Raw genomic sequence first — 23,256 nt, forward strand, 5'->3', positions numbered from 1 at the left:
TCAGGGCTCCTTAAAAGACCAAATCAACGCCAACAGTAACCAACTGATCGCGTTGATCAGACACTTTATCTTTTTGCGAACTGAACTGAACTTTCAGTGCTGCAGATGGGTGAAAATCATAGCGACTGCCGATATTCCACGTGTCACGCTTGATGGTAAATGACTCTACTACGCCTTCAACTGCAGGGCGGAATGGGTTGCCACTACCAAGTGTTTGATAGATCTCAGCTTTGCCATCGTTATCACGGCTCTCAAAGCTGATAAAAGGCGTATAACTATTGATACGGTAGCCAGCAGAGACGTAGTAGCCATTTTGAGTTGGAATAACGGTATCTTTAACTTTGGAACGAACGATTTCCCCACCGAGCACCAGACTGCCATTATCGTAGCCTAGAGCAAGCCCCATAAAAGTACTGCTGGCATCCTCAATTCGGATCTGATGAGCAGTCTCGGCAAACCCTGATTGTTCCAACAAACCGAGTAGCCCAGTGAGTTCACCATCTTGGTCAACCATGGTTAATTTACCGGTTAAATAAGCCAGCCGGGCGCTGAAATTGCCCTGCATCAGCTCCCAGGTTGCTCCAGCCACACGATCAATGCTGACATCCGCAGGTGCTGGTGTGATGTTGGTTTCCCCGTTGTAGCTGCCGAAAATCAATTGGATGGTTGAGTCTACGGTGCCGAGTTGGCCAAAACGAACCAGTGATACGCCCTCAAGATTATTAAAATCGAGGTTATAGACCGAGTTGGGTACCCGAGCCCAATCATAGGCGTATCCTACATCCATAAAATCGGAATAACGATAGAATGGAGTACGAAGACGGCCAGCATTAATACGCGTCTGGCTATTTAACTCATAGGTCAGGTAAGCCCATTCAAACTCGGCATTAAAGTCATTCTCGCCGCGGCCCATCAATTGGGCGGTAACGGACAAACGGTCCGCTAAGTCAGCTTGTACTTGCAAAGCAAACAAGGATTCATTTTTAAAGTCGACTTCTTTGTCGTAGCCATACAATGAGTCCGAGCTGCTTAAGGTACTGCCAGCTTTGATGGATGCAAAGCCATTGAAGCGAATATCTGCGTGTACGGCTGTGGCGGTTAGTGCCAGCAGAACACCCAGACTAAGTTGTTTGATTTTCGATACCATGATGAACTTGTACCTCGATAGTAGGTTGCATAACCGTGCTTTGGATGTTCCAACAGCAACACGGTGAAGTTTCCATCGAGGCAAGCCAATGCTTGAAGAGATGCAGTCTGGCAACCATAAGAACAAATATTCTGTTAGGCCCATGACTTTGCGCGTTCAGCTTTTCAGCTGACTTGCCAAGTGGAGGCGCGGATTGTACAGATAGTGTTCAAGCCTGTAAAGGATATCTCAAATAAATACAAAGTCGTAGAGTGCAGGGTTCAGTTAACCTTGAGGGGAAGCCAATACAGTCACTGCATCACCAATCTGTACATTACTGAGGAGGGCTTGATCGATACTTTCAGCCATGGCCCAATCAAAACCTACCTGACTCACTTTAACTGTCAGTGGGCTTACGCGATACATGGTAGCGCCTTCACGGACACTTTCCTGGCGAAATAAAATCGTCAGCTCGGTACCGGACTTAACGCCAACGTTTTCACCAGCATCCAGTCTTATACGGTTGTTGGCAACTTCCGTAATGGCTGCCTGAAAGGGTTCACAGCGTAATGTATCATCAATATCCACTACTGCCGCGTTGAGAACGCGTTGAATGGACTCACCATAAGCAGTTTGCCAGAAACGATGATTTTGTGGGCTGATGGTTGTGCGCTTGCGGAAATCCCAGCGTGCCTGAGTACGATACTCTTGCTGAAACAGTACGCGGCCAGTGCTCAATTGCTGCAGTTGCAGCCGCATATGAAAGAAGCGATCTCTGCGCGCATCGGACCAGAATCGGAGATTCCTATCGCTGCGCTCACCGAGCGAGACATCATCAATCGATGCGGTAACCAGATAGTCGGAGTTGGTTTGTCGCAGTAAGCTGCTGCGCTCTTGTTTAGTCAGTGGGCGGGCAAGAGTGGGGTTGTCATACCAATGCACGACGGAGCTAGTAGATAAATCCTGCAATTGTCGGAATATTTTTTCGGCGCTAACGAGCCCTAAACTTTGTAAATCACCAATGACACTGTGTTGACTGTGACGAAGTAAGAATGGGCTGATCACCAGTGGTTTTTTAAAATTAGCGCCGTGACATTGTTGCTGTTGTGGAAAGATATCGGCCCGAATGGTGACCTCCATCACGCCACCAATACGCTGCTCACTGACCAGTTGGATTTGGCGGACTTCAGCTTGGCTGGACAGTACCAATTCATCTTGGGTGAGCAAGCCATCGGTTACTTGTTGCACGCTGCTGATGGAGGCACCTGCATACAGCAAAGCTCGTCGAACCGCATCTTCCGTTGCACGTGCTTTTGCATCATTGAGATTGCCCTGACGAATCGGAGCCTGACCTGTGGCCTCAAACCAATCGGCGGTGGTTGTAGAACTAAACATCATGCAAAGTATTACCAGACCCAATAGTAATGGGCTCTGTCTGCTTGATAAAACAGAACTCAAACATCCGACTAGGGTGGAATGTACCTGCATGAATGCTTCCTCTGACTAATGGCCGTCGTAACTTTGACGTTTATAAAGCGATTCCGATCCTTAAAGCAAATTACGTACCATAGCTAAAGCAAACGACCTGCCAGAGTCGACGTTGGTGGCTGAAACCTTATGATTTTGAGGGGCTAGATCAAAGGTGATGCTCTAAAGGGCATAGTTTTTGCATTGTTTTGATAAGATAAAGGGTACTATGATTTTCCCGTGGAGGGTGTGATGCAGAACTATTTTTTGCTGGCTGTGTTGACGTTGCTATCGCTAACCGGTTGTAGCCTGGTGGCTGATCGCTATGTCGAGTGGGAAGCTGTGCCGCCAGAGGAGTTTCCTGTACTTCGTGCTGTAGGCTATGCACCGCTTTCGTTGCAACCTGGCCAGAATGAACAGCATAAGATGTTGATGGCATTGCAGGCATCAAAGTTAGATGCCTACCGTGAATTAGCCGAGCAAGTGTATGGCCAGCGTATTGATGCACGAACCAGTGTGCAACAGATGTTGGTCAATAATGAGCAATTGCAATCATCGGTGCAGGGGGTTATTCGTGGGGCCAGAGTGGTAAAAAGTTACCCTGTGGGTGACAGTTATGCCACAGAGCTTGAGTTGGATTTCCGTGACGTGTATCAACTGTACCAGGCTCAACAACCACAACGCCGTATCCGTCATGTGCGGTACTATTAATTAAGGTACAATTAATTATGGTACTAGCAATGTTGTGTCAAAGCATGTTCAGGCTTTGAAGCCTTTACCTTTACTATCAACGGCAGGTTTGCCTTTGCGATTATAGGTTAAACCGGATTTGCCATGCAGTTGCAGCAGCTCATTTTTGAATTGCTGTAGATTGATTTGGCTCTGCTCCAGCGCGAGACGATTGACTTCATTCTGCTGTTTGCAGGCATCCAATTGCTCTTCAAGAATGCTAATAGCTTGCTTGAACCAATCCGCTTCTTTATGTGCTGCCAGCATGGGATGTTGAGCCACTTGTTGATCAAGGGATTGTAATTTTTCCAAACATTGTACTTTGGTCTGGCTGGAGGATTCCAGTTCATCAATATTGCGATCACTAATGGCGGAAATTTCTTGCCGCAATAACGAAAGGAGCACATCCAGGTGCTCCTTTTGTTGAGTAAGTAAGGTCTTTAGCTCGGTATCAGTCATCAGGACTTGCGAAAGATTTCGCCCTCAAATTGCATAATACGTCGAGCCAGTTGCTCAACATTAATCTGGTACTTGCCATCAGCAATAGCTTGCTTAATTTTGCTTACTTTCTCCTGATCGATACCAGAGCTGTTGTTTGCTTTTTCCTGCAAACGAGCCATTTGCTTAGCTTGTGGTGTAATCGACACAGAATCTTGCTTCGCTTGAGCTGCCGTTTGCTGTGGAGCAGGTGCAGCTTGTTTTTGCTGGGTGACCTGCTGACGCTGATTGGTTTGCTCAACCGTTTCTTTTTTAACCTGAGTACCACCGTTGGCGGGTGGTGTATTATTAATTTGACTGACCATGCTATAGACCTCTTCTTACTTACGTCAAACTCCCTATGCTCACAGTAACGGCAGGAAAAAAGAAAACTTTAGAAATTTTTTCAATTGTCTTCAATAACGCACCTGAACTTCGTTTACTGCGATGACCTGAGCTTCAATCAATTGATTGGATTGTCGATTGCGAATACTAATCAGATCGCCCAGACTGCCATCCTGCTCTGCGACACCAGTAGCACTGACATTCAGAGTCGCATGGTTAACGTTAATTGTAACAATATCCCCGCGACATACAAGACAAAGATCTTCCAGGCTGACCATCTGACCTAAGCTGATAGAGCGGCGATTACGAGCACCAATGATCTGCTGCGGGTCGGTGACAATGGTTCCTCGCAATAAGCGTCTCTCTCTTTGTTCAATTTGTAGCATCTCAGCGGTGATAGGGGTCCCTGGCCTGAGGTTCTGCCGAGCGACTACTGCCTCAATGACATCACTAAAGCGAGCAGGAACATACAATTGCCAGGGAGCAGGCGCATTGCAACGAATTTGTACTGTTGTCTGGCGGTTACGTAGTTGGCCGGGTAAACTCAGCTCAAGCGGATGTTGACACTCTTTCTGGCCAATACGGGCATCCAGCGACTGCACTTGCCACTGTCGCTCTGATTGTTCGGTATGCTGTTGCTCGCTATCCAGCCACTGTTGTACTAAGGCGGTCAGTTCTTCCGTTGTGTAAACATCGGTTGCAGCCTCAGCCATTGCAGTGCTTTGCAGGCTAAAAAGCAGCATGAATATAGTTATATTTTTGGCAATGACGCTGATTTTATCGTACATTTTCATATGGTTTCGGCTATGCTTAGGGATATGTTGTGTCTACCGAGCTACCGTCAATATACTGCCGGTTTGTACTCGATACATGGTATCTACACAGTAAAAGCAAGAATCGATCCTCTTTGCCTGACTAACAGGAGCTGCAGATGGCAACTATTTTAGACTCGGTCAATCAACGGACCCAATTGGTAGGACAAAACCGCTTGGAGTTGTTGATGTTTAAGTTGTCGGGTCGACAGCGTTACGGTATTAATGTATTTAAAGTACGTGAAGTGTTGCCTTGTCCGGCATTGACTGCTTTGCCAAAACGAAACAAATGGGTGCGAGGCATTGCTCACATCCGGGGACAAACCATTTCAGTGATAGATTTAAGTTTGGCTACCGGTGGAAAACCTATCGCTGATTTGGAGAGTAGTTTCATTATTATTGCCGAGTATAACCGGTCTGTGCAGGGCTTTTTGGTGAATGCGGTCGACCGAATCATCAATATCAACTGGGAGTCCATTATGGCTCCTCCGAAAGGAACCAGTGGCAAACAAAGTTATTTAACGGCGGTCACTGAAGTAGACAATGAGCTGATAGAGATCCTTGATGTAGAAAAAGTGCTTGAAGAGATTTCACCATCGCCTACCAATATCAGTGATCGTGTGTCATCGGAAATGGTACGCCGAGATTTGGGTGAGCGTGTGATTCTAATCGCTGATGATTCCGCTGTGGCACGTAATCAGGTCAAGCGAGCTTTAGAAAATCTTGGCGTAAAAATGCATCTGGTGAATAATGGCCGGGAGGCCTTGGACTTTCTTATGCAAACAGCCGATAGTTGCGCGGACTCCATTACTGAAAAAGTTGGTTTGTTGATTTCTGATATTGAAATGCCAGAAATGGATGGTTACACCCTGACTGCAGCTTTAAAAGCAGATCCTAAGCTGCAAAAGTTGCATGTGATCTTGCATACATCGCTCAGTGGGGTGTTTAATCAGCAAATGGTGAAAAAAGTTGGTGCAGATGATTTTATTGCTAAATTCAACCCAGATGAGCTGGCAGAATCTGTTCAGAAATGGTTGCATGCAGATTAACTGGCGTTAAGGATGGCAATGGTACCTAATCGTGATCTGCAAGACAGCGAGTACAAGATGTTCCGTGACTTTTTGGAGCAGCAGTGTGGCATCGTGCTGGGTGACAATAAGCTATACCTGGTAAAAAGTCGGTTAGGGCCTTTAATGGCTCGTTTTAATGTTGGCTCTTTATCTGAGCTGGTCACTAAAACATTGAGTCCTTTTGAGCGTCAATTGCGCTCGGCTGTGATTGATGCCATGACCACTAATGAAACCTTATGGTTTCGGGATTCCTACCCATTCGAGCTGTTAAAAAAACAGGTTCTCCCTGAGCTTGAAAAAACGACGCGGCAATTAAAGATATGGTCAGCTGCCAGTTCATCTGGTCAGGAGCCTTATTCAATTGCTATGACCGGTCTGGAGTATCAGCAGTCACGCCCCAATGCGTTTAATATGGGGCTGCACATCCTTGGGACAGACATCTCCAATACGATGCTGGAGTACTGTCAACGCGCTGAGTACGATGGTTTGGCACTATCGCGTGGTTTATCGCCTGAGCGGCGTAGCAAGTTTTTTGAAGATAGTGGCAATGGCATGATGCGGCTAAAAGCTGCCGTACGGAAGAATGTCAGTTTCCGCCATCTTAACTTATTGGACAGTTATACCCTGCTGGGTAAGTTTGATATTATTTTTTGTCGTAATGTTCTTATTTACTTTTCTCCCGAAGTGAAAGCCAAAATTATCCGGCAATTTGCCGGGGCGCTTGCTCCACGTGGCTTCTTAATTCTCGGGGCCTCCGAGTCTCTTTCCAGCATCAATAGCGATTTTGAAATGATCCGCTGCAACCCCGGCATTATTTACCGTAAAAAAGTCTGATGACGTTTAAATTTTCCTAAATACCATCCTAAAGAATATTTGGCCCATCTTTTGCTTCACTAATCCCAGTTAGGTGATTAGTGAGGCAACTGTCATGTCAATTAGCTTTGATAAAGCATTCGGAATGCATCCTGAAGCGATGATGATCCGCGAAAAACGCACGCAAGTACTGGCTGAAAATATTGCCAACGCGGATACTCCTGGCTTTAAGGCCCGCGATATGGATTTTCAACAAGCACTTGCCAATGCACAGCATCGCCAAGGCCGCACTGTTGCTCGTACCCACGAAAAACATTTTCACATCGATAGCTCCGTACGAAAAGAAATGCAATATCGCAACCCGGATCAGCCAGATACGGGAGATGCTAACAGCGTAGATATCCACCGTGAGCGCAACGAGTTTATGCAAAATGATTTAGCCTACCGCACCAGTTTGCAGTTTTTGGATGGCCGGATCTCCGGTTTAAAAAAAGCAATTAAAGGACAATAATCATGAGTTCCTTCAAGGTATTTGATATCGCCGGTAGTGGCATGTCCGCTCAGTCTGTGCGGTTAAACACCACAGCAAGTAATATTGCCAATGCCAACAGCATCAGCAGCAGTGTGGAAGAGACTTACCGAGGTCGTCATCCGGTATTTGCTGCAGAGCTGGCTGAAGCTAAGCGCATGCAGGGGCAGGTATCCGGTGTCAATGTACTCGGGATTGTGGAGTCGGATGCACCGCTGAATGTGGAATACAACCCGAACCATCCGTTGGCAGATGAAGATGGCTACATTTACAAACCGAACATCAACGTGATGGAAGAGATGGCGAATATGATCTCCGCCACCCGTTCTTATGAAACCAATGTCAATACTGCAGATGCGGCAAAGAAAATGCTGATTAGAACCCTGCGGTTAGGTCAGCAACAATAACGGAGTCTGAGTGATGACGACTATCAATTCAGCCAGTGGTCTGGAACGTTGGGATACCGATGATAAGGTACCAGACAGAAATAACGGTGCCTTAACTCAGGCTGACTTTTTCGCTTTGTTAACGCAGCAACTGGCGTTTCAGGATCCAACCAGCCCGGTAGAAAATGATCAAATGATTGCTCAGATGACCAACTTTACCATGGCAGATGGTATTAGCTCGTTGAATAAGAGTTTTGAAAGCTTTGCCGATAGCATGAGTTCAAATCAGGCACTGCAGGCATCCAGCCTGGTCGGTCGCTCGGTGCTGGTTTCGTCGGATGAGATCGTGTTCAACGGACAAGATATCTCTCGTGGCATTATCGACTTTGAACAGCGAGCGACCAACGTGAAGGTTCGCATTGAAAAGCCGAATGGGGAATTGGTACAGACGGTTTCTATCCCGGAAGTCGCGGCTGGTAAGTTTGATTTTGTCTGGGATGGTACTAACGCCAATGAAGAAGAAATGCCGCCAGGAGTTTATAACATCAAAGTGGAGGCTAACATGAGTGGCGAGAATCAGTCGTTGCCTGTGTATGTATATGCCCCCGTATCCAGTGTGAGTCTGGGACAGGCAGGTAAAGGCATCACACTTAATTTAGTTGGGCTTGGCGCCTTTAAATTAGCAGATGTAAAAGAGATTTCGTACGGTTAAGCAGGCCAATGTTATTACCTAGTATAATGAGGTGAGTTATGAGTTTTACTATCGCGTTAAGCGGCTTGGCCGCAGCACAAAAAGATTTGGATGTAACCGCAAATAATATTGCTAACGTTAATACCACTGGTTTTAAAGAGTCGCGCGCTGAGTTTGCGGATGTTTATGCAACATCCATCTTTGCTTCCGGTCGAACCAAGGTCGGTGATGGTGTCACTACGTCTGTTGTAGCACAGCAATTTAATCAGGGGTCATTGTCATTTACCAATAACTCATTGGATTTGGCCATTACTGGTGAGGGTTTTTTTGCTACCACACCAGATCGCACGGCCAGAGACATGACTTATACCCGGGCGGGTAATTTTAAGCTTGATAAAGATAACTTCATTATTGATAACCGGGGTAATTTCCTTCAAGGGTTTTCTGTTGACCCTTCAACCGGTCAAAATCAATCTGTCAGTTTAAGCACCACTCAACCTATTTCGATACCAACTACTGCCGGTGCTCCACGAGCGACCAACAATATATTTGTCACCGCTAACCTAAACTCTTCAGAAATTGCGATTGCAGCACCTTTTGATGCAACGGATCCGGCGACGTATAGTCACTCAACATCAGTAACGGTTTATGATAGTTTAGGTGAGTCTCATATTGTTTCGATGTACTTTGCCAAGACGGCGGTGACAGGTGAATGGGATGTCTACGCGGTGTGGGATGATGTCACAGCTGCTCCTTTTGGCCCTCAAACACTTCAATTTGACTCCAGCGGTGAGTTAGTCATTCCAGGTCCGCCGCCTGCACCACCTGTTTTGACACTGCCTGCAGCCGATCTAAATGATCCGTTGAATGGGTACTTAACCAATGGTGCAGAGTTTATAAATGATATGGTGATCAACTTCCGGGATCCATCCGGCGTTCGGACACCTACGCAGTACGCAGCACCTTTTGATGTGACTAACCTCAGTCAGGATGGTACCACGGTTGGTAATCTGACCGGGGTCGATATTGACGCTTTTGGTCGTGTCTTGGCCAGCTACAGCAATGGTGATGAAGAGTATTTAGCTCAGGTGACGCTTGTACAATTTGCCAATGTGCAGGGTTTAAAGCAAGTGGGGAATACCTCGTGGCAACAAACCATTACCTCGGGTGAACCCATTGCAGGACAGGCCAATGTGGGGACTTTTGGTGCCATCAACTCTTCTGCTTTAGAGCAGTCAAATGTCAACTTGACGACAGAGCTGGTTGATTTGATTAGTGCACAACGTAACTTCCAGGCCAACTCCAGAGCACTTGAAGTTAACAGTACCTTGCAGCAAACGATCTTGCAGATACGTTAATATTAGTTATGTTTACTTAAGAGCCACCTTCGGGTGGCTTTTTTATGGCAATGTTTTTGGCATTAAGATTGCATCGTTAATCCATAAGATTGTTCGTAAGTAATAGCTCGGGAGTCAACCATGGATAGTTTGTTGTATATCGCCATGAGCGGGGCCAAAGAAAACCAGCACGCCATTGCGGTACGAGCCAATAATTTGGCGAATACAGGTACCACAGGTTTCAAAGCTGATTTTGAGCAGGCCCGGGCCATGCAAGCCTTTGGTGCCGGTTTACCAACCCGTGTTTTTTCAATGACGGAGCGGCCAGGACATAGTTTTGAAGCCGGACCTCTGAAGATGACTGAGCGTGAGTTGGATGTGGCTATTAAAGGCGATGGTTGGTTTGCTGTGCAAAGTGCCGATGGTTCCGAAGCCTATACACGGTCTGGTAGCCTGCAAATTAATGCCTTTGGCATGCTGGAAACTGCCTCTGGTTTGCCTGTGATGGGGGAGGCCGGCCCTATTCAGTTGCCACTGCCTTTAGCCAAACTAGAGATTGGGCAGGATGGCACTATTTCTGTGTTGCCTCAGGGCGCTCCGCCAGAAGCTTTATTTGAAGCAGGCCGCATTAAATTAGTGAAGCCCGAGTTGACTCAAATTGAAAAAGGTACTGATGGCTTATTTCGGCGTAAAGACGGCCAGCCGGAAGAAGAAAGTATTGAAGTCGCCATCATCAATCAGGCACTGGAAGGCAGTAATGTCAATGCCATTACCGAGATGACGCACATGATCAGTTTACAGCGTCAGTTCGAAATGCAAGTCAAGATGATGAAAACTGCACAACAAATCGATCAGAAGCAAGATTCGCTTCTGTACATCATGGGTTAAGCTGAGGAGGCTGTTATGCATCCAGCATTATGGATCAGTAAAACCGGTTTAGACGCCAAGCAGCGTGATATTTCGGTGATTTCTAACAATCTGGCCAATGCCAGTACCGTTGGCTTTAAGAAAAGTCGAGCAGTGTTTGAAGATCTTCTGTATCAGAACGTCAATCAGCCTGGTGGGCGCTCGTCGCAGAACTCAGAGCTGCCGAACGGTTTAATGATTGGTGCGGGTACTAAGGTGGTAGCGACACAAAAGAACTTTACGCAAGGCAACATGATCACCACCGAAAACAGCCTGGATATGATGATTCAGGGCCATGGTTTTTTTGAAATCTTGATGCCAGATGGCAATATCTCTTATACCCGTAATGGCCAATTTACTGTTGATCAAGACGGCAATTTGGTGACCTCTGGTGCAGGCTTCCAGTTGGAGCCAAATATTGTGGTGCCGCCAGAGGCTACTGGAATAACCATATCACAAGATGGTGAGGTCTCCGCGCGTTTACCAGGCCAGGCTGATAATGCGGTGCTGGGGCAAATTACCGTCACCAACTTTATCAATCCAGCTGGCTTAGAGCCGATTGGCCAGAACTTATTTCGTGAAACCGCCGCCAGCGGCGATCCGGTGCAAGGGATTCCAGGTCTAGAAGGCCTCGGGCTGATTGTACAAGGTGCGCTGGAAACATCTAATGTGAATGTGACCGAAGAGCTGGTGAGTCTGATTGAGAGTCAACGCGTGTATGAGATGAACTCAAAAGTGATTTCAACCGTTGATCAAATGCTTGGCTTTGCAATTCAGCAATTGTAAGTCTGCGAGGTGTGTATGCGTATTTTTATCACTATATTGGCATGGGTCTCATTGGTGGGGTGCTCCAGTGTGCAACCGCCTCTGCCGGATGACCCTTTTTATGCACCAATGCCTGCCGGGCCGGCAGCCCGACCGATTGAACATACCGGTTCTCTATTTGCTCAGCGCTATTCCAGTAGCTTGTATTCCGATACCCGTGCTCGCTTTGAAGGGGATATTATTACGGTTGTATTACGCGAACGAACTCAGGCATCAAAAAATGCCCGTACTGAGACTCAACGAGACAGTAGCAGCCAGATTGATCCGATCGTTGGTTTTGGGGGGCGACAGCTCAATACGATCCAACTGGGAACGAACAGCACCAATGATTTCAAGGGTGATGCTAAATCAAACCAAAGCAACAGCTTGACAGGTGATATTACTGTCAATGTGGTTGAAGTGCAGCCGAATGGCAATCTGGTGATACGGGGCGAAAAATGGCTTCAGCTGAACACAGGCAAAGAATTCATCCGCTTAACCGGGATCATTCGGCAAGAAGATGTTGACCTGAACAATACGGTTGAGTCGACAAAAATTGCCAATGCCCGTATCGAGTACAGTGGCACCGGAGCTCATCATGGTGGTCAGTCGCCCGGCTGGTTAACCCGGTTTTTCTCCAGTCCGGCATGGCCGTTTTAAGGAGTTTTCTGATGAAACTGTGGCAATGGTTGTTGATTATTCTGGTCACTATTGCGTTAATGCCGGCGCATGCCGCACGCATTAAAGATGTGGCAGATGTTGAAGGAGTGCGGAGCAATCAACTGGTTGGTTATGGCTTGGTGGTTGGTTTACCCGGCACCGGTGAACAAAGCCCGTTTACTGAGCAAAGCTTCCGTACCATGCTATCTAATTTTGGCATCAACATGCCGCAAGGGATGCGGACACAAATCAAGAATGTTGCCGCTGTAGCTGTTCATGCCGAATTGCCAGCTTTTGCCAAACCAGGACAGAGTATTGATGTCACCGTATCTTCCGTTGGCAGCGCTGCCAGCTTGCGTGGTGGCACTTTAATGCAAACCTTCCTGGTTGGCCTCGATGGCAAAGTCTATGCTGTGGCGCAGGGCAGCCTTATTGTGAGTGGGCTAGGAGCTGAGGGCCTGGATGGTTCTCGTATTCTTGTGAATACACCGACCGTAGGCCGTATACCCAATGGAGCCATGGTGGAGCAAGAGGTACCTACGCCTTTCGCTGAAGGGGACTTTATCACCTTTAATTTGCATCGATCTGATTTTACCACCTCGCGTCGTTTAGCTGAGGCCATTAATGACTTTATCGGCCCGGAAACAGCTTACTCACTGGATGCATCCTCGGTTCGGGTACGTGCGCCACGTGATATCAGCCAGCGAGTGTCATACATGTCAACGCTGGAAAACTTAACCTTTGAGCCAGCAAACAACTCGGCCAAAATTATTATCAACTCACGGACAGGAACTATTGTGATTGGTCAGGAAGTACGCTTGTTTCCTGCAGCAGTCACTCATGGTGGTTTAACTGTGACCATTGCTGAAAATCCACGAGTGATACAGCCAAACCCGTTAGCTGGAGGAGAGACCATGATTGAAGAAAGCTCGATCATTGATGTTAATCCAGCACAATCGCGCATGTTTAAATTTGATCCTGGCGTGACCCTCGATGATCTGGTTCGGACGGTAAATGCGGTTGGGGCAGCACCCGGTGACTTGATGGCGATTTTAGAAGCACTGAAAGAAGCCGGTGCGATCCATGGCGAACTGGTCGTTATTTAAACAGCGAGAGGCATAGTATGGACTCCATCAGACAACCCTTATCGTACCATGATATTAATAGCTTACAGCAGATCCGTCAGTCGGCTGGCCAGGATGAGGGGACGGGGCTGCGTCAGGCTGCTGAGCAATTTGAAGCCATTTTCATGAATATGCTGCTAAGCAGCATGCGTAAAGCCAACGAGGCATTTAAGGATGAAGATGGTTTTATGCACAGTGAGACCACCAAGTTCTATGAAGATATGTATGACAATCAACTGGCCTCTGATTTATCCCGCAGTGGGAGCTTAGGGCTAGCCGATATCATCGTACAGCAACTAAGCCCAGAGCATATTGCTCAGCAATCTCAACGGCCCAACCCGGAACATTTGGTGATGCCGTCAGCCATATCCACCCGAACAACATCACTGAACCATACCAAGAACCATGAAGCAGTTGAGGCACCAACAGCCAGAACAAAAACGCAGGCTGCTGATATGGTTAAAGAGGCGATGGCAACCGTAGAGCCTAAACCTGTTTGGTCGGTGGATTCGCCTAAAGCTTTTGTTGAACGTTTATTGCCTGCTGCCCGTGAAGCAGCATCAGCCCTTGGCTTAGACCCGGTTGCATTGGTGGCGCAGGCAGCACTTGAGACGGGCTGGGGGCAACGTATGATCCCAACTGCGGCAGGTGAAAATAGTTTTAACTTGTTTGGTATTAAAGCCAGTCGCGGCTGGCAAGGCGATACTGCAGTGGTGGATACACTGGAATACCGCCAGGGCGTGGCTCAAAAAGAGCAAGCCAAGTTTCGCGCTTATGACTCCCCTGAGCAGAGCTTAAAAGATTATGTTGATTTTATTCAGAGCAGTCCACGTTATCAGGAGGCTGTTAAAGTGGCTTCGGATAGTGTCGCGTACTTCCGTCAGTTGCAAGCTGCAGGCTATGCTACCGATCCGAATTATGCAGAAAAAATCAGGTCAGTAATGAACAATCCGGTCATGCGTGTGCTTAAAGCATCCGCTCAAGAATAATGCAGTCTGGCCGATACACAGTGTAAGCAAGGTAAGCGGAGTTAATCATGTCAGACAATTTACTCAGGATCGGTTCTTCAGCTGTGCTGGCTAGCAGTACCTTGCTTAACACCACCAGTAATAATATCGCCAATATCAACACCGAAGGCTATGTTCGGCAACGCACTGAGTTTGAGGCACAAATTCTGGGGCTTGGTGTTGGGCGTGGTACTACTGAGCGCTTGGTCAATGAGTTTACGCTTAAACAATTGCGTCGTGATACATCCGCCTATTCTTATTCTGAGCAGTTTCTCTCTGAAGCAAATCGTGTGGATGCTTTATTTTCAAACCCGGCCAATAGCATCGCGACCGGCATGAATGAGTTGTTTGATCAATTTCAAATTGCTAATAACGATCCGACTACCTTAGCCAATCGTCAGTTAATTATCGGCAGCTCAGAAGCTTTGTTGGATAGATTCAGCACTATGTCGACCTTGGTGCTGGATCAAGATTTATTTATCAATCAGCAGTTGGATATTTTTGTTGATGAGACCAATGGGTATATTAAGCAGATCGCCCAGCTCAATAGAGAAATTGCCAGTTATGGCACTGGCTCTAGCCGTCCAATTCCTTTAAACCTGCTGGATAAGCGGGACGAGGCCATCCGAAAACTTTCCGAAATGGTAGAAATCCGCACGCTGGATGCAAAAAATGGTGAGAAGCTGGTGTTTATGGCAACCGGTCAGTCGTTGGTGGTCGAGAATGGAGACTTCTCACTGCTATCGACCCGTGGCAACCCAGATCCATCGCGTAAAGAATTGCAATTGCAACTATCTAACAAAGATAGTGTGGTGCGCGATATCAATGTCAAAAAGCTGGGCGGTAAGTTGGGGGCACTGATCGGCTTTCGTGAAGAAATACTGGATCCAACGCAAAATAAACTGGGTCAGGTCGCGTTATCGCTGGCCGATGCATTGAATGAACAGAATAAGCTAGGCATGAACCTGAATGGTGAAATTGGCGGGCCACTTTTTACATTCCCTTCTTTTTCAGGTTTCCCTTACACGGGGAACTCGGCCAACTCAACGTTATCAGGGACAGTTGAAGCAGGTAAGGGGAGTCAGATCCCCCCCAATGACTTGCGAGTGACCATTATTTCTGCAACGGAAGTGTTGGTTCAGGCGGTTGATCTAAAAGGCAATGTGATTGCCGGCTCTGATATCACTGCTACGGTTGCAGGTTTTCCAGCGACGATTACAGCTGATGATGCAGGTGGCGACTTGTATGGTTTCACGTTCGACATCGATGGTGCCGTTGGTGATCAATTTGAATTTAAGCCGTTAGCAACAGCCGCTCGTCAGCTTGGGTTAGCGACTACGCGGCCAGAAGATATTGCGTTGGCATCACCAATTCGTATTGATCAAACTTTGGAGAATTTAGGTAACGGCAAAGCTGAAGGTCTGCAAATTAAAGATACCACGCCAGCGACTCCACCGGATTACGGTTTTACTGCACCTGGTGGTTTAGTCAATGGACCTTGGGAAGTCACTTATTTGGGCGGTGATAGCTTTCAGATTGAAGATAACGGCGGGAACGTCATTGGAACAGCCAACTTCGGCTCAGCCAATTATCAGAGCTTGTTTGAAGAAGCTGGGGTGGATGTTGGCTTTGATTTTTCCATTACCGGTATTCCAAGCGTGGGTGATACATTCACTATCGAATTTAACAGCGGCGGTTTCAATGATAACCGAAATGGCCTCAAGTTAGCGGCACTACAGACCGATACATCGACAACACGGTTAAATGCCCTATCGACACCTGGCGGGGTAAATAGTGGCAGTTTCAACCAAACCTATGCGTCGATGGTGAGTTTAATCGGTGAGCGCACCAATCAGGCTCGCAACAGTGAGGCGGCAAACAGCGCCTTGTTGGAGCAAAGCCAAAACTGGTTTGAATCGTTATCAGGAGTGAGCTTGGATGAAGAAGCGGCAAATTTGGTACGGTTTCAGCAAACCTATGCAGCCGCGACCAAGATCATCTCTACGTCGCAAACCATTTTTGACACCCTGCTTGCAGCAGTGAGGTAAGAGCATGAGAATGTCATTTAATATGAAGTTTAATATGGGCTTAAATGGTGTTATTAACACCAATGCCAAGATGAGCCGTGCTCAAGAGCAATTGACCAAGCAGACTCGTATTTTGACACCTGCCGATGATCCGGCTTCATCTGCCAAGGTGTTGGGGTTGGATCAAAACCTGGCTCAGACCGAGCAGTATCAGAAGAATTCGGTACTATTGAAAAATAACCTGGCACTGGAAGAAACCGTGCTTTCAAATATGCAGACGTCAATGGATCGTGCTCGGGTTTTGGCCATTGCATCAGGAAATGGCACTTATGCTGAGCAAGATTTGCAGGCTGTGGCAGCAGAGCTTCGACAGATTCAAGTAGAATTGCTGGACTTAATGAATACCAAAAACTCCGAGGGAGGCTATATTTTTTCTGGATACCAGGACAAAATAACATCTTATGCTTTCAATCCTGTAACCAATAGCTATGAATTTCAAGGAGATGATGGTCAAAAAGCACTACAAATATCGCCAACCATTGCACTACCCGGCAATGATAGTGGAAAAATGGTTTTTGATGACGTAAATGCACGCTTTAAAACTAGTGATTTAGTCGTTAGTGCAGGTGGGGCAACTTCAGCATCCATTAAAGTTAATAATCAAACACAGTTTGATGCTTTTTATCGCAACACCTACGACAGTCTTGTTCCAGCGAACAATACTTTTAATTTAGTGCTATCTGCACCTGATATCTATGAAATTCAGCAAAATGGTACCTCCTTAGTGCCTGCAGTAACCGGTACATTTACGCCAGGCGAAAAAATTAATTTCCAGGGTTTGGAACTAGAGGTGAATGGGCCGGCCTTACCTGGTCAGCTTGATTTTAGCCTGAATCCACCGCTGAAGAAAAATGTGCTTAATACATTGCAAGACTTTATTCAGGTACTTGAAACACCAGGGTTAGCTTCTTTTGACCGATTTGAAGCCATTAGTGATGCAACGGTGCAGTTAGAGAATGCAATGGCGACATTGGGAAATTCCATGTCTAGCATCGGAGGCAGGATCAATGTGCTTGATAGTGTATTTGAAACCAATGAAGACTTGAAAATCAATAACAAATCCTACCGAGCAGATTTATCCGAAGTCGATTATGCAGAGGCGCTCACTGAAATAACGAAACAAGAAATAGCTCTCCAGGCAATTTCTGCTACTTTCACAAAAGTATCTTCTATCTCTTTATTTGACTTTATTCGCTAATTATCTTTTTTGAGTAAAAGCATCCAGACCTAGTGCTGATTTTCTCCAGTGCTGGTTTCGGGCTTTTTAGTGCAAAAACGATCTCAAAAACATATTTTTTCAAAATATCTAAAGTTCTTCTGCTTTAAACCGATACATTAAGTAACAAGATATGACGCTGGCAAATAAAGAGTTAATCATGCCAGAATTGTTTAAGCAGCAGGAGAAAACACCATGTCACTTTATGTCAATACAAATGTTTCATCATTAAACGCGCAACGTCAGCTTTTTAATTCTGGTAACTCTTTGGATGTTGCTTTTAAGCGATTATCTTCAGGTTTCCGTATCAATAGTGCGGCTGATGATGCGGCAGGATTACAAATCAGCAATCGCCTAACCAGTCAGGTCAATGGTTTGGATCAAGCGGCTCGAAATGCTAATGATGGTATTTCACTAGCTCAAGTTGCCGAAGGGGCAATGGATGAAATCACTAACTCATTACAACGTGTTCGTACCCTAGCCATTCAATCACAAAATGGTATTAATAGTGCGGATGACCGCGCTGCCCTGCAAAAAGAAGTTTCTGCTTTAAAAGCTGAAATTACTCGTGTTGCGGATACCACCCAGTTTGGAACCACCCTTTTACTTGATGGTAATTTAGACGTAGATTTTTTGGTTGGTGCTAATGCGGGGCAAAATATTAACGTTGCTTTAACTAATGCCGATGGTTATGGTACAGACGCCTTAGGCCTGAGTGCTCTCAGTGTTAACACAGTCGCTGACGCAAGTGCTGCATTGGCACTGATTGATACTGCAATTGGTACAATTGATGGAGCTAGAGCTGATTTGGGTGCGATTCAAAACCGTTTTCAGTCGACCATTCGTAACTTAACCAATATTTCTGAAAATGTCTCTGGTGCACGTAGCCGCATTCGCGACACTGATTTTGCCAAAGAGACGGCAGAGTTAACCAGAACACAGATCCTGCAACAAACCAGTACTACTGTACTTGCTCAGGCGAATCAGCGGCCACAGGCGGCTTTAAGCCTTCTTCAGTAAAAACGATAAGTAGTCGGGGTTAACCCCGGCTACTTATTCATGCGTAGGGGGAGTTTCATGACGGTCGTTGTAAACAATAACCAGTCCTCTCTTGCATCGCAGCGTTTACTTAGCAACGCTTCTGCCGGTTTATCCACAAGCTTTGAACGTCTTTCGTCCGGTTTTCGTATTAACCGTGCGGCAGACGACGCTGCAGGTTTAGTGATTTCTAATGTTCTGACTAGTCAAGTAAACGGGTTGGATCAGGCGGTACGTAACGCAAGTGACGCTATTTCCCTGGTGCAGGTAACAGAAGGAGGTCTGGTCGAGACACAGGCTATCCTTCAGCGAATGCGAGTATTAGCTATACAGTCAGAAAATGGTATCTATAGTGATGGCGATATTTTTGCCATCCAAAAAGAATTTAACGAGTTAACTGCGGCTATCCAAAGTATCGCTGACAACACCGAGTTCGCTGGTATTCAGTTGCTTGATGGCTCTGCATCTGCGGCGGTGTTTCAGGTTGGTGCCAATACAGGGCAAAAAATTAGTATCGATTTATCAACTAATTTTGGGAGTAGTGCTAGCGGCTTAAATATTGGCGATATAGCTTTAGGCACGGATGATATAGAGGATACTTTACAGAGGTTAGATAATGCTTTACTGACCTTAGGTAATGCACGCACTGATTTTGGTTCCTGGCAAAATGTGCTTGAAACCACAATACGCAATCTAAGTAATATTAGTGAAAACGTTTCAGCTTCGCGAGGTAGGATCCGAGATACTGATTATGCCCAGACTACTGCTGAGTTAACCCGAACCCAAATCATCCAACAAAGCAGTACTTCTGTTTTGGCTCAGGCGAATCAAAGGCCGCAGGCCGCACTGCGAGTTCTTAATGCTTAACTGAGCTAAAGTTCATCATTATGCCTCCAAGCCATTCAAAATATTCACTTTGAATGGTTTTTTTATGCTTATAAAAATAAATCAAAAAAATAATTTTTTTTCCTAAAGTTCTTCATTTTACTGCCGATAACCTAAATAAGCCAAGTTGCAGCTTGGCCAAGCTAACGGCTAAACCGTATTTTTAATAATCAGGTTTTCAGTCAATGTAGTGCTGAAAACTTAAGGAGTGACTCATGTCTCTATACGTAAATACAAACACCTCATCACTGAATGCTCAGCGTCAGCTGTTTAACTCAGGCAACAACCTGGATACAGCTTTTAAACGTTTGTCTTCAGGCTTTCGTATCAACAGCGCTGCTGATGATGCGGCCGGATTACAAATCAGCAACCGTCTAACCAGTCAGGTGAATGGTTTGGATCAGGCTGCGCGTAATGCAAATGATGGTATTTCTGTGGCACAGGTGGCAGAGGGTGCCATGGAAGAAATCACCAACTCTTTACAGCGTATCCGTACTTTGGCTATTCAGTCGCAGAACGGTATTAATAGTGCGGACGACCGTGCTGCACTGCAAAAAGAGGTTTCTGCATTAAAATCTGAAATGACTCGGGTTGCATCAGATACTCAGTTTGGTACTACAAACTTATTAGATGGCAATTTCTCAGCTGCCTTCTTGGTAGGTGCCAATGCAGGACAAAACATTACTGTTGCTTTAACTAATACTGATGGTTATGGTACAGACGCCTTAGGCCTGAGTGCTCTCAGTGTTACCACAGTCGCTGAAGCAAGTGCTGCATTGGCACTGATTGATACTGCAATTGGTACAATTGATGGAGCTAGAGCTGATTTGGGTGCGATTCAAAACCGTTTCCAGTCGACCATTCGTAACTTAACCAATATTTCTGAAAACGTATCAGGTGCACGCAGCCGGATTCGCGATACAGACTTTGCTAAAGAAACTGCTGAGTTAACGCGTCAACAGATCTTACAGCAAACCAGTACTACAGTATTGGCGCAGGCCAATCAGCGGCCACAGGCAGCTTTGTCGTTATTAGGTTAAACTAATAAGCGCGGTGGTGAGAGCTTTAATTAAAGCTTTTACCTCTCGCGCCGATAAGGAGTCTGAATATGAGTAGTATAAATCTTGCGAGTGTTGGAGGGTTACCGCTTTCGTCTCAAGCAGCTGGTTTGAACGTACAAGATGATAACCAAGAAAAGCAGACGGTTGACATAGATAGCTCAAAAACAGTGGGCTTTGCTCAGCCAAAAACTGAAATATCTCGTAGCGAATTAGACGAGGCAATTGATGTTTTAAACACAGCAGCAGTGATTGAATCGCGTTCGTTGAGCTTCTCAATTGATGATCTGTCTGGTCGTGAGGTAATAAAAGTCGTAGACTTAAAAAGCTCTGAGGTGCTAAGGCAAATCCCATCGGAGGAGCTGTTGAAAGTAGCTCAAGACATTCGGCGCTTGCAGGATGAAATGGGGCAAACAATCGGCTTGCTGGTTGATAACAAAGTGTAGGGGTAAATGATTATGTCACAAATTAATTTTCTCGGTTCCGCATCTGGTTTACCGTTAGAGGAACTTGTTAGCACTCTGGTTAAAACTGAGCGCGACAGCAAGCTGGGCAGAATTAATACGACGAAATCTACTCTTGAATCCTCACTATCTGGCATTGGCCGGCTCAAGTCGGCCCTTGCCTCTTTTCAGGATGCAGTAAAAAAACTCGGTGGTAATAATTTAAATGCCCGGGTTGCAACTATCACTCAGCCGACTGAAAATAAAACCTATTTAGAAGCATCCGCTACCAATAGCGCGCTGGCAGGGAATTACGATGTTAAAGTCTCACAGTTAGCGCAAGGTAGTCGGTTAGAAACTGCGGATGGTGCTTTTGGTGCTGTTAGTGACATTGTTTCCACTTCAGACGGAACGCTTACGTTTAATGCTGGTGGTCAAAGTTTCGATATTGACGTAACAGCTGGTATGACGCTTAGCGAGCTTAGAACAAAGATAAATGAACAAGGTGATAATTTTGGTGTTAATGTCAATTTAATTAACGCCGGTGGTGCAGTTGGCACTAAATTGGTGTTTAGCTCCACCATCACTGGTGATGGTAATGACCTTGTAGTAACAAATAATAATGCTGAATTAGATGCCATATCATCTGTGCCTACTGGTGCAAATGCTGGGTTAGCTGTGGTTGGTACCGCACAAAATGCACTGATTGAAATTGATGGTATCGTTGCGACCAGTAGCTCAAATGTTTTTACTAACGTCGTACAGGATCTTAGCCTGACAGTTCTAGCAGTAACACCTGAGGGTAATAACGCAGGTGTAAGTATTGATACAGACAAAAAAGCTGCGGAAGAAAACATTCAGAATTTTATTAATAACTACAATAACTTGGTAGATCAAATAGCCGATATTACAAAAAATCGCACATTAGGCTCTGATGGTAAAACCGTCACCGGTAAAGGCGGCCCTCTAGCTGGTGATCCCTTACCAAGAAATATTATGTCTCAACTACGTTCAATCCTGGGGAACTCAGTTGGTGCTGCGGACGATAGCTTATCTACCTTGTATAGCATGGGAATCACCTTTACCGATCAAGGAAAGCTAGAGATTTCTGCAACATCTAATTTTGGTGCGGACTCAGGCCGTGTACGTTTTAACCAAGCTCTATCGGAAAGTTACGATAATATTGGTAAGTTTTTTGGTGGGGACGAGGGTTTAAGCGCTAATTTGGATAATTTTATTAAGCAGTTTAATGATCCGGGTGGCATTATTGCTTCAAAAGAAACTTCCATTAAATCTCAACTAGATAAAAATACTAAAGATTTAGAAGCTGCTAACCGATACATAGATAGCTTTGAACAAACTATGCGAAAGCGTTATACCGCTTTGGATGCATTACTTGGTTCGATGCAGAATATGGCTTCAATGGTAACTTCTCAGTTGTCGAATTTGCCTGGTTTTAGCACGAAATCTTCTAGTAAAAATTAAGTGGGGTTATCTATGAGTTACGGAATTAAAGCATATAAAGCTGTTGGTATTAAAGATGACTTAGCTGTGGCAGATCCTCACCGCGTTATTCAGTTACTGATGCAAGGTGCTTTGGAAAATATGGCTAAAGCTAAAGGTTGCATAGAACGCAAAGATTATGCGGGGAAATCGGCAACACTTTCAAAAGCAATGAACATTATTTCTGCTTTGAAAGGTTCACTTGATATGTCGGCCGGCGAAGTTTCTGAAAACTTGTTTTCTCTCTATGATTTCATGCTAAATCATTTAATTTTAGCTAGTCGGGAAAATAGCCTTAGTAAGGTAGATGACATCGTTGAATTGTTATTATCAATTAAGAGCGCATGGGATCAGATACCCGTTCAGGATAGAGAAAAAGGGTACGCACTGCAGGCACAACGCCAACAAATTGCAGTTGGTAGTTAAGCGTCAATGTCGCTATCAGATAGAAAAGCGAAAGCTATAAGCTATCAGTCGAAAGTCAAGCTATTGCTTTCTAAAGACGAGCTTGCTGAAGATGAGTTGCAATCGTTATTAAAGGACTGGAATGACTTACTAGCATTACCAGCGGTTGAGCCACTAGATGATTTTGCTGAATACTTGCAGCAAAATTTGAGCTCACTCCAACAAATGATGTTACTCGTCAAGCAGCAACGCTCTGATAGTGCTGCAGAAATATTGTCAATACAACAAGGAAGAAAAGCAAAACGAATGTATAATAATACATAAAAAAATTTTAAGGT

At 45.6% G+C, this 23,256-nt stretch carries 26 protein-coding genes and 1 riboswitch; of the genes, 21 read left to right on the plus strand and 5 right to left on the minus strand.

Annotated elements, in window-relative coordinates; all coding sequences use genetic code 11:
* Window positions 1–10: 10 nt before the first annotated feature.
* Window positions 11–1,147, minus strand: a complete 1,137-nt coding sequence (locus Q3O60_RS06690; protein ID WP_305893130.1) for a porin — start codon at window positions 1,145–1,147, stop codon at window positions 11–13.
* A gap of 98 nt (window positions 1,148–1,245) precedes the next feature.
* Window positions 1,246–1,335: riboswitch (cyclic di-GMP riboswitch) on the minus strand.
* 76 nt (window positions 1,336–1,411) lie between these two features.
* Window positions 1,412–2,524, minus strand: a complete 1,113-nt coding sequence (locus Q3O60_RS06695) for a flagellar assembly protein T N-terminal domain-containing protein (protein WP_305893131.1) — start codon at window positions 2,522–2,524, stop codon at window positions 1,412–1,414.
* A 321-nt stretch (window positions 2,525–2,845) separates the two neighbouring features.
* On the opposite strand from Q3O60_RS06695, the gene Q3O60_RS06700 reads away from it, so the two are divergent.
* Complete coding sequence (locus tag Q3O60_RS06700; RefSeq protein ID WP_305893132.1) at window positions 2,846–3,304, plus strand: LPP20 family lipoprotein; 459 nt, start codon at window positions 2,846–2,848, stop codon at window positions 3,302–3,304.
* 48 nt (window positions 3,305–3,352) lie between these two features.
* Here Q3O60_RS06700 and Q3O60_RS06705 read toward each other — a convergent pair whose 3' ends face one another.
* The 3 genes from Q3O60_RS06705 to flgA all read right to left on the minus strand — a co-directional run bounded on the left by Q3O60_RS06705 (window position 3,353) and on the right by flgA (window position 4,857).
* Window positions 3,353–3,781 (minus strand): flagella synthesis protein FlgN, encoded by a 429-nt coding sequence (locus Q3O60_RS06705; protein WP_305893133.1) that lies wholly within the window; start codon window positions 3,779–3,781, stop codon window positions 3,353–3,355.
* Entirely contained in the window at window positions 3,781–4,125 is a 345-nt protein-coding gene (flgM, locus tag Q3O60_RS06710) for a flagellar biosynthesis anti-sigma factor FlgM (protein ID WP_305893134.1), read from the minus strand. The genes Q3O60_RS06705 and flgM overlap by 1 nt, the downstream gene beginning before the upstream one ends.
* Before the next feature lie 90 nt (window positions 4,126–4,215).
* Entirely contained in the window at window positions 4,216–4,857 is a 642-nt protein-coding gene (gene flgA, locus Q3O60_RS06715; protein ID WP_305893135.1) for a flagellar basal body P-ring formation chaperone FlgA, read from the minus strand.
* 218 nt (window positions 4,858–5,075) lie between these two features.
* On the opposite strand from flgA, the gene Q3O60_RS06720 reads away from it, so the two are divergent.
* The 20 genes from Q3O60_RS06720 to Q3O60_RS06815 all read left to right on the plus strand — a co-directional run bounded on the left by Q3O60_RS06720 (window position 5,076) and on the right by Q3O60_RS06815 (window position 23,242).
* Entirely contained in the window at window positions 5,076–6,005 is a 930-nt protein-coding gene (locus tag Q3O60_RS06720; protein ID WP_305893136.1) for a chemotaxis protein CheV, read from the plus strand.
* Between the two features lie 18 nt (window positions 6,006–6,023).
* The gene (locus Q3O60_RS06725; RefSeq protein WP_305893137.1) at window positions 6,024–6,860 is read left to right on the plus strand and encodes a CheR family methyltransferase; all 837 of its coding nucleotides are present in this window, start codon (window positions 6,024–6,026) and stop codon (window positions 6,858–6,860) included.
* 94 nt (window positions 6,861–6,954) lie between these two features.
* Window positions 6,955–7,350 (plus strand): flagellar basal body rod protein FlgB, encoded by a 396-nt coding sequence (flgB, locus tag Q3O60_RS06730; RefSeq protein ID WP_305893138.1) that lies wholly within the window; start codon window positions 6,955–6,957, stop codon window positions 7,348–7,350.
* Between the two features lie 2 nt (window positions 7,351–7,352).
* Window positions 7,353–7,775: a flagellar basal body rod protein FlgC gene (gene flgC / locus Q3O60_RS06735; protein WP_305893139.1), complete on the plus strand. Its 423-nt coding sequence runs from the start codon at window positions 7,353–7,355 to the stop codon at window positions 7,773–7,775.
* A gap of 13 nt (window positions 7,776–7,788) precedes the next feature.
* Complete coding sequence (locus tag Q3O60_RS06740) at window positions 7,789–8,466, plus strand: flagellar hook assembly protein FlgD (RefSeq protein ID WP_305893140.1); 678 nt, start codon at window positions 7,789–7,791, stop codon at window positions 8,464–8,466.
* Between the two features lie 38 nt (window positions 8,467–8,504).
* Window positions 8,505–9,803 (plus strand): flagellar hook protein FlgE, encoded by a 1,299-nt coding sequence (gene flgE, locus Q3O60_RS06745; RefSeq protein ID WP_305893141.1) that lies wholly within the window; start codon window positions 8,505–8,507, stop codon window positions 9,801–9,803.
* 120 nt (window positions 9,804–9,923) lie between these two features.
* The gene (gene flgF / locus Q3O60_RS06750) at window positions 9,924–10,670 is read left to right on the plus strand and encodes a flagellar basal-body rod protein FlgF (RefSeq protein ID WP_305893142.1); all 747 of its coding nucleotides are present in this window, start codon (window positions 9,924–9,926) and stop codon (window positions 10,668–10,670) included.
* Between the two features lie 15 nt (window positions 10,671–10,685).
* The gene (gene flgG, locus Q3O60_RS06755) at window positions 10,686–11,474 is read left to right on the plus strand and encodes a flagellar basal-body rod protein FlgG (protein ID WP_305893143.1); all 789 of its coding nucleotides are present in this window, start codon (window positions 10,686–10,688) and stop codon (window positions 11,472–11,474) included.
* 15 nt (window positions 11,475–11,489) lie between these two features.
* Complete coding sequence (locus tag Q3O60_RS06760) at window positions 11,490–12,152, plus strand: flagellar basal body L-ring protein FlgH (RefSeq protein WP_305893144.1); 663 nt, start codon at window positions 11,490–11,492, stop codon at window positions 12,150–12,152.
* An 11-nt stretch (window positions 12,153–12,163) separates the two neighbouring features.
* The gene (locus Q3O60_RS06765; protein ID WP_369812643.1) at window positions 12,164–13,258 is read left to right on the plus strand and encodes a flagellar basal body P-ring protein FlgI; all 1,095 of its coding nucleotides are present in this window, start codon (window positions 12,164–12,166) and stop codon (window positions 13,256–13,258) included.
* Window positions 13,259–13,275: 17 nt separating this feature from the next.
* The gene (flgJ, locus tag Q3O60_RS06770; RefSeq protein WP_305893145.1) at window positions 13,276–14,265 is read left to right on the plus strand and encodes a flagellar assembly peptidoglycan hydrolase FlgJ; all 990 of its coding nucleotides are present in this window, start codon (window positions 13,276–13,278) and stop codon (window positions 14,263–14,265) included.
* Window positions 14,266–14,312: 47 nt separating this feature from the next.
* Complete coding sequence (flgK, locus tag Q3O60_RS06775; protein ID WP_305893146.1) at window positions 14,313–16,331, plus strand: flagellar hook-associated protein FlgK; 2,019 nt, start codon at window positions 14,313–14,315, stop codon at window positions 16,329–16,331.
* A gap of 10 nt (window positions 16,332–16,341) precedes the next feature.
* Window positions 16,342–17,568 carry a flagellar hook-associated protein FlgL gene (gene flgL / locus Q3O60_RS06780; protein ID WP_369812644.1) on the plus strand — a complete coding sequence of 409 codons (1,227 nt, stop codon included), beginning with the start codon at window positions 16,342–16,344 and terminating at the stop codon, window positions 17,566–17,568.
* A 213-nt stretch (window positions 17,569–17,781) separates the two neighbouring features.
* Window positions 17,782–18,606 carry a flagellin N-terminal helical domain-containing protein gene (locus Q3O60_RS06785; protein ID WP_305893148.1) on the plus strand — a complete coding sequence of 275 codons (825 nt, stop codon included), beginning with the start codon at window positions 17,782–17,784 and terminating at the stop codon, window positions 18,604–18,606.
* Window positions 18,607–18,663: 57 nt separating this feature from the next.
* On the plus strand, window positions 18,664–19,491 hold the full coding sequence (locus Q3O60_RS06790; RefSeq protein WP_305893149.1) for a flagellin N-terminal helical domain-containing protein: 828 nt from the start codon (window positions 18,664–18,666) through the stop codon (window positions 19,489–19,491).
* A gap of 233 nt (window positions 19,492–19,724) precedes the next feature.
* Window positions 19,725–20,549 (plus strand): flagellin N-terminal helical domain-containing protein, encoded by an 825-nt coding sequence (locus Q3O60_RS06795; RefSeq protein WP_305893150.1) that lies wholly within the window; start codon window positions 19,725–19,727, stop codon window positions 20,547–20,549.
* A gap of 68 nt (window positions 20,550–20,617) precedes the next feature.
* Window positions 20,618–21,013, plus strand: coding sequence for a flagellar protein FlaG (locus Q3O60_RS06800; RefSeq protein WP_305893151.1), 396 nt, complete (start codon window positions 20,618–20,620; stop codon window positions 21,011–21,013).
* A 12-nt stretch (window positions 21,014–21,025) separates the two neighbouring features.
* Window positions 21,026–22,495 carry a flagellar filament capping protein FliD gene (gene fliD, locus Q3O60_RS06805; protein ID WP_305893152.1) on the plus strand — a complete coding sequence of 490 codons (1,470 nt, stop codon included), beginning with the start codon at window positions 21,026–21,028 and terminating at the stop codon, window positions 22,493–22,495.
* Between the two features lie 12 nt (window positions 22,496–22,507).
* Complete coding sequence (gene fliS / locus Q3O60_RS06810; protein ID WP_305893153.1) at window positions 22,508–22,939, plus strand: flagellar export chaperone FliS; 432 nt, start codon at window positions 22,508–22,510, stop codon at window positions 22,937–22,939.
* Window positions 22,940–22,945: 6 nt separating this feature from the next.
* Window positions 22,946–23,242, plus strand: coding sequence for a hypothetical protein (locus tag Q3O60_RS06815; protein WP_305893154.1), 297 nt, complete (start codon window positions 22,946–22,948; stop codon window positions 23,240–23,242).
* Window positions 23,243–23,256 lie beyond the last annotated feature (14 nt).

Source organism: Alkalimonas collagenimarina (assembly GCF_030717845.1).
Taxonomy (GTDB): Bacteria; Pseudomonadota; Gammaproteobacteria; order Enterobacterales; family Alteromonadaceae; genus Alkalimonas; species Alkalimonas collagenimarina.

Excerpts from the sequence above, each read along its gene's own strand:
- Q3O60_RS06705 (WP_305893133.1), bottom strand. The coding sequence starts at position 3,781 with ATGACTGATACCGAGCTAAAGACCTTACTTACTCAACAAAAGGAGCAC.
- flgB (WP_305893138.1), top strand. The coding sequence starts at position 6,955 with ATGTCAATTAGCTTTGATAAAGCATTCGGAATGCATCCTGAAGCGATG.
- Q3O60_RS06765 (WP_369812643.1), top strand. The coding sequence starts at position 12,164 with ATGAAACTGTGGCAATGGTTGTTGATTATTCTGGTCACTATTGCGTTA.
- flgF (WP_305893142.1), top strand. The coding sequence starts at position 9,924 with ATGGATAGTTTGTTGTATATCGCCATGAGCGGGGCCAAAGAAAACCAG.
- Q3O60_RS06785 (WP_305893148.1), top strand. The coding sequence starts at position 17,782 with ATGTCACTTTATGTCAATACAAATGTTTCATCATTAAACGCGCAACGT.
- Q3O60_RS06700 (WP_305893132.1), top strand. The coding sequence starts at position 2,846 with ATGCAGAACTATTTTTTGCTGGCTGTGTTGACGTTGCTATCGCTAACC.
- flgA (WP_305893135.1), bottom strand. The coding sequence starts at position 4,857 with ATGGCTGAGGCTGCAACCGATGTTTACACAACGGAAGAACTGACCGCC.
- Q3O60_RS06790 (WP_305893149.1), top strand. The coding sequence starts at position 18,664 with ATGACGGTCGTTGTAAACAATAACCAGTCCTCTCTTGCATCGCAGCGT.
- flgM (WP_305893134.1), bottom strand. The coding sequence starts at position 4,125 with ATGGTCAGTCAAATTAATAATACACCACCCGCCAACGGTGGTACTCAG.
- Q3O60_RS06795 (WP_305893150.1), top strand. The coding sequence starts at position 19,725 with ATGTCTCTATACGTAAATACAAACACCTCATCACTGAATGCTCAGCGT.
- fliS (WP_305893153.1), top strand. The coding sequence starts at position 22,508 with ATGAGTTACGGAATTAAAGCATATAAAGCTGTTGGTATTAAAGATGAC.
- Q3O60_RS06695 (WP_305893131.1), bottom strand. The coding sequence starts at position 2,524 with ATGATGTTTAGTTCTACAACCACCGCCGATTGGTTTGAGGCCACAGGT.
- Q3O60_RS06740 (WP_305893140.1), top strand. The coding sequence starts at position 7,789 with ATGACGACTATCAATTCAGCCAGTGGTCTGGAACGTTGGGATACCGAT.
- flgK (WP_305893146.1), top strand. The coding sequence starts at position 14,313 with ATGTCAGACAATTTACTCAGGATCGGTTCTTCAGCTGTGCTGGCTAGC.
- flgL (WP_369812644.1), top strand. The coding sequence starts at position 16,342 with ATGTCATTTAATATGAAGTTTAATATGGGCTTAAATGGTGTTATTAAC.
- Q3O60_RS06690 (WP_305893130.1), bottom strand. The coding sequence starts at position 1,147 with ATGGTATCGAAAATCAAACAACTTAGTCTGGGTGTTCTGCTGGCACTA.
- Q3O60_RS06760 (WP_305893144.1), top strand. The coding sequence starts at position 11,490 with ATGCGTATTTTTATCACTATATTGGCATGGGTCTCATTGGTGGGGTGC.
- Q3O60_RS06800 (WP_305893151.1), top strand. The coding sequence starts at position 20,618 with ATGAGTAGTATAAATCTTGCGAGTGTTGGAGGGTTACCGCTTTCGTCT.
- Q3O60_RS06815 (WP_305893154.1), top strand. The coding sequence starts at position 22,946 with ATGTCGCTATCAGATAGAAAAGCGAAAGCTATAAGCTATCAGTCGAAA.
- fliD (WP_305893152.1), top strand. The coding sequence starts at position 21,026 with ATGTCACAAATTAATTTTCTCGGTTCCGCATCTGGTTTACCGTTAGAG.
- flgJ (WP_305893145.1), top strand. The coding sequence starts at position 13,276 with ATGGACTCCATCAGACAACCCTTATCGTACCATGATATTAATAGCTTA.
- flgG (WP_305893143.1), top strand. The coding sequence starts at position 10,686 with ATGCATCCAGCATTATGGATCAGTAAAACCGGTTTAGACGCCAAGCAG.
- flgE (WP_305893141.1), top strand. The coding sequence starts at position 8,505 with ATGAGTTTTACTATCGCGTTAAGCGGCTTGGCCGCAGCACAAAAAGAT.
- flgC (WP_305893139.1), top strand. The coding sequence starts at position 7,353 with ATGAGTTCCTTCAAGGTATTTGATATCGCCGGTAGTGGCATGTCCGCT.
- Q3O60_RS06720 (WP_305893136.1), top strand. The coding sequence starts at position 5,076 with ATGGCAACTATTTTAGACTCGGTCAATCAACGGACCCAATTGGTAGGA.
- Q3O60_RS06725 (WP_305893137.1), top strand. The coding sequence starts at position 6,024 with ATGGTACCTAATCGTGATCTGCAAGACAGCGAGTACAAGATGTTCCGT.